Genomic DNA, 11,426 nt, shown 5'->3' with positions numbered 1-11,426 from the left:
CCCGGCGACCGTGGCCAGCGGGTAGCGGGCCATCCCGGACGCCGCCGAGCTGCCGACCGTGCGGAGCATGCCGGCGGCCTCGAGCGCCCCGAGGAGCGCCGCGGGGACCGCGGCGTCGATGGCGATGTTGCCGCGCCCGCGGCACCACTCGGCCGCCGCCGGCACGTTCGCCGTGAGCACGCCCCACTCGGCCATGTAGCCCTCGGAGCGCGGGTCCGTGGCGTCGAGGAGGAGGACGGCCAGGCCACCGCCCACGTACTCCTCGGCCACGAGGGCGAGGCGGACCGCCTCGCCCATGGAGTCGAACTCGACCGTGACCATGCGGCTACCTCCTCCTGACGGCGCTGAGCGGCTTCGGGGAGAAGTGCTCGTCACGCTCGACGGCGGCGAACCCCATCTGGCGGTTCAGCTCCTCCATCTCCTTGATGCTAAAGTAGCCGAGCTCGTCGTCGTAGCCCTCGACGAGGCCGAACGCCTCGTCCGTGCCGTCGAACTCGAGCAGCCACCAGTCCCATCCGTTCACGCACGAGAAGTAGTGGGCGTAGACCGTGGGGTCCTCCGCCCCGTCCTGCTCGTAGAGCCTCGGCACCGTCTTGGCGATTTCCTCGGTCATCAGCCGCTGCATGTCTTCCTCCATTCCGGGCACCCTGCCCTCAACATCTCGCCCCTGCGGGCAAAGCCGAATGGCGACGCCGCGCGTCGTCGTCGGCTTTGCTCCCCGCAAAGCCGCACCGGAGCGAAGGCGGGTCAAGGGAGGTCCATGACGACCTCCACCAACCGGAGCGGAGCGGAGGTTTGTGCGGGGTCTCATGGGCCCCCTTGACGCGGCGTAGCGGAGGTGCCACCCGGCCGCGGAGCCGTGGCCATACGGCGGCGTATGCCGTGTCGCGGCAGCAAAAAGGCCCGTTGCCGGCGGGCCCGAAGAAAAGGAGTTGTTTTTCAGGTGCGCCGGAAACACCAAGCACGAACCGAGCGCCGTTTATCCGACCGGATTCTTGATCTCCATCGAGTCGAAGGCCCAGACCCACCAGCGAACCGTATCCGCCCGGTCTTGCCCAACCGACCTTTCGAGATACATGGCAGTCTTCCACCGGCCGAACCTCACCGTGTACGACTGGCTGCTGCTTCCGTTCAGCACCGGACCGGGAGGCGCGACCTCGAGGATCTCGTCGACGAGGAACTTCCTGCCGTCGGGCCAGAGGACCGCGAACGGGCGAACCTCGCCCGAACTCGATGTCCTCACCATGACGTCGACGTACTGTTTGTGGGCGCGACGGCTGTGATCAGGCCCAACCGACCGGGCGGTGTACTCGCCGGTGAAGACGTCCCTCATATGGCCGTCGCCGCCATACCGGAACCCTTGGCCACGAACCATCTGCCGCCCTCCCACCAGATGGTTTTGCGCTGCTTCGCGATGCAGACGCCGACCTCGACACAAAGGTTGCCGAAGATCGCGCGACCATATTCCCGCCTGTCATAAATAGATTCGACTGTCCACGACCGGCCGTCGGGCCAGTGAATCACCCGGGGATCCGCCGGCCCATGGTTGAAATTGACGGACCCCTTGGTATCAACGTCGATATAGATACGACGCTCCTCGACCGGTATCCCACACGTCCCGGCCAGCGAGTGCTTCTTGAACAATACGGCCCCCCATAGTACGAACGTATGTTCTATACTATAGACCAATATCCCTACCGTTGAGGAGCATTTTCATGACCGAGCTCGAACAGAATCGGATCTTCGATATCAGCTACGAGATGAGGGGGCTCGCGGCAACGCTCGTCGCCGCCTCACGTGGCGATATCCAAGACCCAGAGAGAGTCGTCGAATTCGCCGCAGGCCAAGTTGACCGCCTTGCCGGAAATCTTGTCGATTGCATCACGGATAACGACGCCAAAGCGACCGCACAAGGATAGACCTGGCTCCGATATTCATTTGCCGCTCGATAAGCCGGGAGTACATCCTTCCGCCCGTAACCTGGACGGGCGGAAGGATGTACTCCACAAGCGACCGGCCGCGCCGGCCCTCTTACCCAACCGTTACTCGACGTCCGCCAAAGACGGAACGCCGCGATAGGGCCTAAAAGGGGCTATCAATCAATCCCGCAGATGTCAGTCGTCGCCCTTCTTGAGATTGCAGTCACGGCAAAGCATCTGGCAGTTATCGGCGGTCGTCGTGCCGCCCTTGCTCCAGGGCACGATATGATCGGCATGCATTTCAGAGAGCTCAAAATGCTCCCCGCAATACGGACAGACTCCACCCTGCCGTTCATAGGCCGCACGCTTCATGCGGTCGTCGAACGCTCGGATGGAGAGGCAGCGCTCCATCCCGGTGAGTAGGTACTCGTAGACACCGGCCTTCTTGGTCACGTCCTCGTCGGCCATGAGGCGGGATACCTCGGCTTCAAGCGTCGCGGGATCGAGATCCGTGCGGTCCTTGTTATCGTTGTAGAAAAGACCCCACGGAAGGCCCTTCATTTCCTTGCGGTACCTGGGGAAGATCGCCTGGGCCCAATCAATGACGGAACGGAAGTAGTTCCACAGCGATACCGCACTCGGGTCGTGCTGATGCTGAGCCATGTAGCCCTCGATTGTCTTTCCCTCAGCAGCCGCAGCCCACGAGATGGCCGTTTCAAGGTAGTCCTGGCGTATTGAGGATCCCTTGAGGTAGTCGCCAGCAAGAGTCGATGCGGCACAGCCCGTCTTCGAGAAATAGCGCTTGGCGCTCGATGTCCAGGAACCAGCGTAGACGGCGTTCCTCAACTCCTGGTCGGTCAGTTGCTCGCCCGCGATATTGATGATGCGGAACCAATCAAGTTTCTCGGAGTCCGTGCCATCGCAAACGTAAACGAACAGTTGATAGTCGAGTATTTTTCTCTTCTGGTCCTCGGGCAGGTTATAGAAATACTTATCGTCAACCGAAAACGATCCGTCAACGTACTCGCACAGCGAAATGGTGCGCTGTTGGCCGTCCAGGACCTCATAGGAGTCCCCTCCGGTCTTGCACCAGTAAATGACGTTGAGAGGCAGTCCCTTCATGACGGTCCTAACGACCTCGTCTCGTTGCCTGTCCTTGTAAACAAACTCACGCTGGTAACAAGGACGGATGTCCAAGCGCTCGCCGTAGCCAACGACACCCTCTTCGGCATCGTTGAGGTAGCCGTCGCAGACCTCGCCGACGGTTACCTTTCGTTCCTCAATACGCACGGCTAGGCCTCCTTCGGCTGTTCGGGATGGAGGTTACGGATCACAATACGCGCATAAGGACGCTTGAACGCACCACTTGACGTCTGAACTTCAAGATCGCTTCTCCCCCTGTGATTCCTTGTCACGCCCATCTCTTTGGCGAGATCTCCTTCACCAAGGCCAACGATTTCAAACTGCTCAGGGTTGTGCTGATTCACAAAGGTAATGGGAACCCCCATGTTTCCGGGGTAGTCACACGGTATATCAGCGACCTTCGCGACGTCGATGCCATCGAAATTGGTGTATGCCGGGTAATCCTCTGGTTTGTACCTGCGGAAAAGAATCTGTTCCTCATGACGTTTGCGGATGTCTAAGTTGGTAACCCATACGCAGTTACGGAAGTGAACAAGCCCAGTCCTTTCGCTGTATACGCCCTGCGCGAAGTCCCTGGCACTCTCCTTTGGAATGCTGAAATAGGCATCACCCTTGTCGAAGCCATAGCCAAGCCACATCTTCCCATCCCTGATGAGGGGAAATGTCTCCTTGTACTTGGTGACACTCTGGGGACCAATGAGGATGAATTTCTTTTCGTGCGCGATAAGAGTGAGGACGTAATCGCGTATCAGGGAGAACGGTGGATTGGTGACAACGATGTCGGCCTCGTCAAGAAGCTTGAGGCACTCGGGGCTGTCGTAGCTACCGTTCCCCTCAAGCCGTTCGATCGTGTTCTCACCGTTCCTGAACAACTCGGCAACGTCCTCCATCTCTACGCCACCGTTACCGGTCGCGTCATGGACCGACGTGACGACGGCCTTGTAGGGGGTACGTCGCTCCTCCTCGGTGGCGTCGCCGAATAGCGAGAGCTGCGTCCCGGTGATGGGGGAACCTGAATAGCAGGTGGCCATGAGCTTCTTGAGACCAAGGCGGTTGAAGTTGAGCGCGAAATACTTGAAGAAGTTCGACTCGAAGGGGTCGTCACAATTGCACAAGACGGTCTTCCCCTGAAAATGCCTACGATAGTGCCGCAGCTCCTTTTCAATGTCTGTGAGCTGCGTGTAGAACTCGTCCTGCCTCGCGTCCTTCGCCTTGGCAAGGCTGCTATTTCCAGCCATTGTCACCCCTTAATGTATATACACTCTATATAGAATCTATATAGAGTGTATATACTTCTTATATAACTATCCTTGATTCATCCGCAATTCAAGCCCCTCGACAATAAGGCGTGAGACGGTCGTGTTGTGCTCGGCAGCGAAGGCCGAGATCTCGGCCTTCTGCTCGTCGGTGACCCAAAAGGTGATGCACTTATCCTTCCTGCGCGAGCTGGTTGAGTCGCCCTTGTACTGAAGGTCCTGGTTGCCCATGAGGGTCATGCTGGCCGTCTCCGCCGCGGGGGCGGTGCGGCGCTGCGGTCGCTTAGTTGGCACCGTAGGCCTCCTTGTCTTCCTTGATGCTCTGCTTGATTTGCTCGTAGACCTTCTCATAGCCGTACAGGTCATCGCCGAAGGAATTGCCAAAGAAGTTCTTCAAGCCCTCGCGGCTAGGAATCTGGTAGTCGAAGTAGCTGGTGTCGCGGTCCGCAAGCTCGCCGAGGGACTGTTTGAGGCTGAGGGTGCCGGGGAGCACGCGGGTGAGCAGAATAGCGAACAGAAAGCCCCTTGCTCCGAGGGTATCCGTCGTCTCAAACGTCTTCACCATGTCGGCTGGTCCAGTCGTGGTCGGGACGACGATGAGGTCGGAGCAGTCCGCCGCCTCGTCCATGACGCGCCCGTTGGGCGGGCAGTCAATGAAGAGCCATTTGTCCTCGGTGCTCTTGAGTCTGTGCCCCGCCATGCGGACGGTCGCGACGTTGGCGGGCGTAACGGGGAACGGCAGGGGGTCGCCGGCTTCCTCGGCCATCATCGCCCAGAGGCTCGCGCTCGACTGCGGGTCGCAGTCGTACAGTTCGACGTCCTTGCCGTCGCGAACGGCGGCGGTGGCGAGAGCTATGGCCGTGGTCGTCTTGCCGACGCCGCCCTTCAGGTTGATTGTCGAGATAATCATCGAGTTCCCTTCAATTTGCCTATATAGATAGTATATACACTCTATATAGAGTGTATATACATTTCCTTTACTGCGACAAGGTCTTCGGCGGTCGGCTGACGTCCCTCAGCCCTAATCTCTTGCAGATGCGCGAAGGCGGCAGGGATCTCGCTCCTCGCCCATTCAATCGATGACTGAACACCGCTCGCACGGGCAGTCATAAACTCATCGAACCTGCCCAAGACCCTGGCCGCGGTCATGGCGTCGAAGTAGTCGTCAGTCTCAGAGTTCCACGCGCGGAAACGCTCATCAAGCCCGAGCCTTGCCCTATCAAGCTCGGTCTTGTTTCTGCTTGCAATCTTCTCGACGGCAGCAGCATCGGGTAGGCCGAAAAACGCCGCCGTCTGGCCGAACGGCTCCCATGGATGCGAGGCGATGTGGCGAACGACCATTGCCTCGAACGCACCGCTGTCCTCAGCGTATCGCCTCTTGAATTGCTCCGCCTGCTCCTCGATGACTTTGTGCCGAGCCGGTCGCGGCGTGGGTCGAGATGTTTCATCCTTGCGCATCGTCGCGGCATACTCGGCCTCCCAGCCAGGCTTGAGCCACTTGTACACAGTCGGCCTAGAGACCTCGGCCTTACGGGCGAGGGCGGCGACGCTCAGGCCGGGATTCTCGGCTGCGGCTCGCCATACTTGCATGGCCTTCTTCGGTGCGCCGTCCTTGTTCCACCAGGTGGTGCCATTCATCTCCTGCTTGAGATCACGTTCGTACCTGGCCTTCTTGAGCGACAAGTCCTTCGGAAGCCGTTTTTCCGGCGGGTTGCTCCCGTGCCCCATCTTCTCACCGTACTCGACCGCTGCCTTGCGCTCGCAGAAATCTTGGGTGTACCGCCTTGCCCTTCCCGATGCCAAGCCGCCCTCGTAGGCTTCAAGGGCCGCTGCGACGTCGTTGGCGGTGAACCTGTTGTCAGGTTCGACTGACAGGGCATCGAACCGCTCAAGAAGACCGTAGGCGTCGTCCTCGAGCTCGTCTTGGGGCACGCCGCACTTGTTCGCCATTACGGCCAGATAGAAGATGCACCAATAGCGGTGACTCACCGAAACATGCTCCCTGATGACACTCAGCACGCGGTCATAGGCCGCACGGCCATACAGCCACCCGCCCAGAGGCTCGTCGTTGACGACGTGCTTCTCGTACCACTCCGGCCACTTCTCCTTGGCCTCGGCTATCGGGGTCGTCTTGCGAACCTCCTTCGTGAGGGCGCTGAGCGCGTCGAGACCTTCCATGTCCTCCTTGTCCCTTAGCCTCGGGATAAAGGAGAGCAAGTAAGGGATAGTGGCGGGCGGCGTCTCGTCGTGCGAGAAGCATTCGACAGCGTAGGGTTGCTTGTACTTGGGGTTACCAATATCGCCATTGAGCTTCGTCGCGGTGCCAACCATGCGGAACCCCTGGAATATGCCTTGGCTCTGCTTCTTGTCGGGGTCGCTATCGCTCGTGTTGGCGTTCCAGACCCTATCGGTCAGTTCGCGCTTCAAAACCTGTAGTCCGGTGACATAGCGGGTCATAAGTGGCACGGGACGATCGAGCTTGTACACGACGTGAAGCCCGGTTCCTGAGCTGACGAGATAGTTTGCATAGGGAATGACACCGCGCTCCATCTCGTGCAGCAGGTTCACCAGCTGCCTAGTCCCGACGTAATCGAGGTCGATCATGATTGCGTGCAGAAAACGAGCATTCTTACTGTTGCGGCTCTTGCCGTAGTAACTGACCGGGGCGAGAAACATGAAAGTGTTCTGTGAGATAGACACGTCTCTCAGATGCTCAAGTTCGTCGAGATCGTCGTGGACCGTGTAGCGGTGCATGACACGCTTGACGAGCTTGTTGCCCTTCGCGTCGGTGCCATGGTCAATCTCCTTACCCGTATCTTCAAGGACGATGAGGTTGGGCTTACCGTCTGAATCAGCACCCTTCTTCTGCAAGCTACCCTCCGGAAAGAGCGAGCGATAGAACGAGTCGGCATCACACCAATACCACCCCGGAGTATTGAACAGCATTTCGTTACGTTGCTGGTTCTTGTGGCGCTCATCCTCGTACCAGTAGCCGTCGTGTTTGCTCTGGGCCTTGTGACGCGAGACTGGCATAAAAACTCTCCTCTGGCTTGCATGAAACAGATGAAAAGAAACGGAGTGAGGTAAAGACCTTAGGAGCCACCCCGAGGGGAATACCTATGGCATTACAGGACGTATGTTAAGGATAAAGTTATTTTACACTGCTCTAAGCGAAAAGTGTCTATATAGAAAGTATATACATTCTATATAGACACGTCGGAGGTTTCTCCTTAGATGCCGGATGCCCTCGCTCGCGCTTCCTCATCTTGAGCATCGATCACATATCGTTACCGTTCCCGTCGTCCATGGCGCGCTCGGCCATGCGGTACATGGCCATGCCGACGCCCAGGGCATGTTGGATACCGGCGATGCTGAACCCGCGACCGAGACGATGTCCGCGGATTGCGGAAACCCTTATACGGTTGCCGCGGCCGTCTCTGCGGTCGTAGGTCGAACGATACTCGAAGACCACGTCCCTAGCCTTCGCCCGCCCGTCTCGGCTCATTCGCATATGAACCCCTCTCTTCTCGAGCGCCTCGTTGAGCGCGCGCATCTTGTTGGGGGCTCCCGAGGCGGCAACCTCGCGAACGCTCTCGCGTACGACGCGGCGAACATGGTCAAGATCTGTCTCGAACCGCGGCGACGACGCGCGGCCGGCCTCGCGGGCCCTCCGCTCGCCGGGAGACTCCTGGCGAGCATGGGACCTGCTATTCCTCTGGCCGCGTTCGAGCTGCGAGAGACCCCATCTCTCGTCCATCTCGCGCATCCTCGACGCGTGGAGCACCTTCTGACGGCTTGCTCGGCCCTCATCGAGCCTGCGTCCGGTCTCGAGGTCGGTCCGGTTGATGGCGATATGCACGGCGTAACGGTCCGTTCCGTCCTTCGAGTGCTCGAGGTGAAGCGCCCAGGCGGCTTCCTGGTTCGGATAGTAGCGCTCCACCCACTCGCGGGCGAATCCCATGCACCCGGCCCTGGTGAGCCTACCACCGTTGACGTCGCATTCGTCTGGATTGAAGGCGATGATCTGGTGGTAGCAGTAGGTGCATTTCGAGCCCTTGCGGCCGGACTCGTTGTGCCCATAGGCATCGCGGGTGCGGTCCATCTCGCGAGCCCAGTTCTCCGGGTCGTTGAGATTCCGGGAGTCGAGGTCGAGTGCGTCATGCTTATTGCTCGACCTGTCGAGATAACCAGCAAGACTCTTCATATGCTGCGCACTGGTCACCGATACCTGTTTGATAGCCGTCATGTTTACCGCCCCCTCACTCGTCCCACGCGGCCCACTCGTCCTCGAACGTCGCGTTCTCCTCGTCAGCCTTGAACACGTCGTCGGGCGCGATCTCGTCATCATCGTCCGTCTCATCGCCAACGTTGAACTCGGGACACCACGGTTCCGGCACCTCATACACTTCGTTCTGCGCGGAGGCCTTGGCGCGGGCGTAGTAGGCGGAGCGCTTCTGGCGCTCCGCCTCCTCGTCGCCGAGCCCGAAGAAGGAGCCCGCCGGGGTGCGGTTGGCATAGTCGAGCGGAAGCTCGAACACGCCCTCGCGGCCCGGCTTCGAGTTCTCCCCGCCCTTGATGGCGATGAGCCCGTCGCGGATGGGGATGCGCTGCTGCCACTCCCATTCGTTAATCAGCGGAACGGCAGCCTCGCTGTAGCTCGTCCCGACTGAGGCGCGGCCCTGGCCCCTCTGGCTGGAAGTTCCCATCGAGCGCACCGTCCGTTTTCCAGCGAGTGCGGTAAAAAACTTGAAGTCCTCGGGTTCCGAGAGCGACAGGGCGACCTTGGTGCCGATGGAGCCTATCAGCTTGTCGCGCCCGGCCCCGCCGTCGCCTGGTTCGTTATATGCATTCAATTGTTTTAAATTTTGCACGAACAAATATTCATGGATCCTCATGCTGCGGCCGAGCGTCGCGATAGCCGGCAGGCACGCGACCTTGACGTTAAGGTTGCCGATCTCGTCGAGGACGAGCGCCGTCTCGTGCGGCATCCGGCCGCCGTTCTCCTTGCAGACCTGTTGCGCCACCTGCCACCACTGGTCGAGGAAGCACGTGTAGACGACGCCGTAGGGGTCGCCCTCGTCCAGCATCTCGATATAGACCGCTGTTTTCTTCTCGATGAGGTCGCGGATCGACACGCTGCTCTCGGACGTCACGGCGCGGAGCGCGCCGTCCGAGAAGATGCTCAGGGCCTCCTTGAGGGTCGAGACGACGTTTTTTCCGGCGGTCGTCGCGCCGCCGTCCCCGAGGAGGTCGGACGCCGGCGAGAACGCCGGGTGCGACGGGCCGAGGTTGCGAATGTAGTCCTTGAGGGGTGCGGATGGGTCCTTCGGGTCGTCTCCGGCGGTCCCGCGCTCGACGAGCGCGGCGACGCTCGCCATGTTCTTCCGCCTGCGCGGGATATCGGCGGTGCAGACGACGAGGATGCACGCAGCGAGCATGTTGCGCGCGGCCTTGGGGAAATAGGTGTTCTTCTCTCCGCCGATGGGGATGAGATCGACGGCGACCTGGCGGGCCGTCCTCACGGCCGCATCGGTGTCCCCAGCCTCGACGGCATCGACGACAAGGCCGATGGGGTTGTACCGACTTGCCCCCGGGTAGCCGGTCAGATCGAGGACAACAACCTTGTATCCCAGTCCCCACGCCCTGTCGGCCGTGAGTTCAAGGACCTCGGGCTTGCCGGTGGAAACGACGCTCCAACCAGCCGCAAACGTCAGGTGCATGGTCTCAAGCACCTGAAGCTGGGTCTTGCCTGAACCGGTCTTTCCGCAGGTCAGCGCATGGGGAACGGAAGAGTCGAACCAATAGCCCTTCGCGGTCGCGCCGAGGACGAGCCCAGCCCTCTCCGGTGTCCCGCGACCGTCCCAGAAATCGTTCCGGCGGACGAGCTCCGCCGCGCCGCGGATGACGCGGGCGTCGCCGTAGATACCGCTTTCGACCTCACGGGTGCGCTCCCCCTCCCTGGCGACCGAGTACCCGAACAGAATCAAGAACGCCAGCGCGAAGCCGGCGAGCATGAACGGCATGTGCCAGAGCCATTCGCCGGACGTCCAGAACGCCTCCCAGAGGTCCAGGCCGATGGCGTCGAGCCACCCCAACCAGTCGAAAGCGGCCCCTGCGACCACGCACGCGATCGCAGGGGCCACGATTGGATAGAGAGCTATATCGATGACGGCGGCGAAGGCCGCTGCCAGGAAAGCGGTGCTGCGGTATCGACCAAGATCCATGTCACTCGCCGCCTCGGCCGTCAGAGATGGACCACAGACACTCCTTCAGGTCCTCGCGCGCGCGGGCGGTCTCGGGCCACTCGTCGGCGAGGCCAACGACGTCCATGAGGGACCGATAGGTGTACGTGAACCCGCCCAGGACGGCCCAGTTGCGCAGGGCGATGTCGAAGAACGCCCTCGCCTCGACCATCTTGCAACCGGCATCGAGGGCGCGGGAGAGATCGCGGGCGACGCCCTCGTCGACGGCGGCCGACAGGGCCTCGCGGCTGTCCGGGTCGCTCTCGCAGACGTGGTGCAGACGGCTGCACACGGAGTCCCAGCAGGTCCTCAGATGGTAGATGGGGCGCGAGCCGTCGGCCTCCTCCTTCGACGCGTCGATCAGCGCTCCGAGCGACTGCTGGGCAGCAATCTCGACGAGCGGCCGAAGGTCGGAGGTTCCGGTCTCCCAGTCGTATACGGCGGCCGCATCGCTGAACGCGGCCGCAACCTCGTCGCGCACCCCAGTCTGCCCGTAATAGATGCGCGTCATGGCGCGCTCGGCGAGCCCACCGTCATGCGGAATGAGGGCGCCGATGAGGATACTCTCGATCTCCTGGCTCATGTTGGTGCGATTGACCTCACAGCGGTCCGCGAGGGCGGCCTCGAGGGCGCGCCTGGCGCTTTCGGATGAGTAGACGAATGTGCGTTTTGGCTTGATGGTCGGCATGGCAATCTCCGTTCGACGACCCTTATGTGTTGCCCCTATTATACCCCTGTTCTACCCCTATACCAACCCTTCACAATCGCACCCTACGGCCTCGCGGCCTCCATCGCGTCGGCGACCGCCTGGGCGGCGCGCTCCAGCTGGGCCACGGCGCGCGCGACATCGGCCGCCGGGGCCCCGC

Annotated in this window: 13 protein-coding genes; 1 reads left to right on the top strand and 12 read right to left on the bottom strand. The window is 60.8% G+C overall.

What is annotated here, in order from left to right; all coding sequences use genetic code 11:
• The 4 genes from DXC52_RS09025 to DXC52_RS09010 all read right to left on the bottom strand — a co-directional run.
• The coding region (locus DXC52_RS09025) for a hypothetical protein (RefSeq protein ID WP_147330619.1) at positions 1-321 on the bottom strand (321 nt) is incomplete at its 3' end.
• A 4-nt stretch (positions 322-325) separates the two neighbouring features.
• A complete protein-coding gene (locus tag DXC52_RS10025; protein ID WP_158554639.1) occupies positions 326-637 on the bottom strand; it encodes a DUF2958 domain-containing protein in 312 nt (103 codons plus the stop codon).
• A 342-nt stretch (positions 638-979) separates the two neighbouring features.
• Positions 980-1,333, bottom strand: a complete 354-nt coding sequence (locus DXC52_RS09015; protein ID WP_117746983.1) for a hypothetical protein — start codon at positions 1,331-1,333, stop codon at positions 980-982.
• Positions 1,330-1,644: a hypothetical protein gene (locus DXC52_RS09010; protein ID WP_117746982.1), complete on the bottom strand. Its 315-nt coding sequence runs from the start codon at positions 1,642-1,644 to the stop codon at positions 1,330-1,332. Before DXC52_RS09010 ends, DXC52_RS09015 begins: the two co-directional genes overlap by 4 nt.
• A gap of 71 nt (positions 1,645-1,715) precedes the next feature.
• On the opposite strand from DXC52_RS09010, the gene DXC52_RS09005 reads away from it, so the two are divergent.
• Entirely contained in the window at positions 1,716-1,919 is a 204-nt protein-coding gene (locus DXC52_RS09005; RefSeq protein WP_117746981.1) for a hypothetical protein, read from the top strand.
• A 195-nt stretch (positions 1,920-2,114) separates the two neighbouring features.
• Here the strand turns inward: DXC52_RS09005 and DXC52_RS09000 are convergent, their stop codons facing one another.
• The 8 genes from DXC52_RS09000 to DXC52_RS08965 form a co-directional block, all read right to left on the bottom strand.
• On the bottom strand, positions 2,115-3,209 hold the full coding sequence (locus DXC52_RS09000; RefSeq protein ID WP_117746980.1) for a DUF262 domain-containing protein: 1,095 nt from the start codon (positions 3,207-3,209) through the stop codon (positions 2,115-2,117).
• A gap of 2 nt (positions 3,210-3,211) precedes the next feature.
• Positions 3,212-4,300 (bottom strand): adenine-specific methyltransferase EcoRI family protein, encoded by a 1,089-nt coding sequence (locus DXC52_RS08995; RefSeq protein WP_117746979.1) that lies wholly within the window; start codon positions 4,298-4,300, stop codon positions 3,212-3,214.
• Positions 4,301-4,366: 66 nt separating this feature from the next.
• The gene (locus DXC52_RS08990) at positions 4,367-4,612 is read right to left on the bottom strand and encodes a hypothetical protein (protein WP_117746978.1); all 246 of its coding nucleotides are present in this window, start codon (positions 4,610-4,612) and stop codon (positions 4,367-4,369) included.
• A complete protein-coding gene (locus tag DXC52_RS08985) occupies positions 4,602-5,228 on the bottom strand; it encodes a ParA family protein (protein ID WP_117746977.1) in 627 nt (208 codons plus the stop codon). The genes DXC52_RS08990 and DXC52_RS08985 overlap by 11 nt, the downstream gene beginning before the upstream one ends.
• Positions 5,229-5,269: 41 nt before the next feature.
• A complete protein-coding gene (locus DXC52_RS08980; protein ID WP_117746976.1) occupies positions 5,270-7,351 on the bottom strand; it encodes a hypothetical protein in 2,082 nt (693 codons plus the stop codon).
• 244 nt (positions 7,352-7,595) lie between these two features.
• Positions 7,596-8,564, bottom strand: a complete 969-nt coding sequence (locus tag DXC52_RS08975) for a relaxase/mobilization nuclease domain-containing protein (RefSeq protein WP_158554638.1) — start codon at positions 8,562-8,564, stop codon at positions 7,596-7,598.
• A 13-nt stretch (positions 8,565-8,577) separates the two neighbouring features.
• Positions 8,578-10,542: a type IV secretory system conjugative DNA transfer family protein gene (locus DXC52_RS08970; protein WP_117746975.1), complete on the bottom strand. Its 1,965-nt coding sequence runs from the start codon at positions 10,540-10,542 to the stop codon at positions 8,578-8,580.
• 1 nt (position 10,543) lies between these two features.
• Positions 10,544-11,248, bottom strand: coding sequence for a hypothetical protein (locus DXC52_RS08965; protein ID WP_117746974.1), 705 nt, complete (start codon positions 11,246-11,248; stop codon positions 10,544-10,546).
• Positions 11,249-11,426: the final 178 nt, after the last annotated feature.

The sequence above is a fragment of the Collinsella sp. TF05-9AC genome, from assembly GCF_003438495.1.
Classification (GTDB): domain Bacteria; phylum Actinomycetota; class Coriobacteriia; order Coriobacteriales; family Coriobacteriaceae; genus Collinsella.
This window is presented reverse-complemented; position numbering and strand designations above follow the sequence as displayed.

Bases quoted from the DNA above. Each gene is read 5' to 3' on its own strand.
- DXC52_RS10025 (WP_158554639.1), bottom strand. From the start codon at position 637: ATGGAGGAAGACATGCAGCGGCTGATGACCGAGGAAATCGCCAAGACG.
- DXC52_RS09015 (WP_117746983.1), bottom strand. From the start codon at position 1,333: ATGAGGGACGTCTTCACCGGCGAGTACACCGCCCGGTCGGTTGGGCCT.
- DXC52_RS09005 (WP_117746981.1), top strand. From the start codon at position 1,716: ATGACCGAGCTCGAACAGAATCGGATCTTCGATATCAGCTACGAGATG.
- DXC52_RS08995 (WP_117746979.1), bottom strand. From the start codon at position 4,300: ATGGCTGGAAATAGCAGCCTTGCCAAGGCGAAGGACGCGAGGCAGGAC.
- DXC52_RS08985 (WP_117746977.1), bottom strand. From the start codon at position 5,228: ATGATTATCTCGACAATCAACCTGAAGGGCGGCGTCGGCAAGACGACC.
- DXC52_RS08980 (WP_117746976.1), bottom strand. From the start codon at position 7,351: ATGCCAGTCTCGCGTCACAAGGCCCAGAGCAAACACGACGGCTACTGG.
- DXC52_RS08975 (WP_158554638.1), bottom strand. From the start codon at position 8,564: ATGACGGCTATCAAACAGGTATCGGTGACCAGTGCGCAGCATATGAAG.
- DXC52_RS08970 (WP_117746975.1), bottom strand. From the start codon at position 10,542: ATGGATCTTGGTCGATACCGCAGCACCGCTTTCCTGGCAGCGGCCTTC.
- DXC52_RS08965 (WP_117746974.1), bottom strand. From the start codon at position 11,248: ATGCCGACCATCAAGCCAAAACGCACATTCGTCTACTCATCCGAAAGC.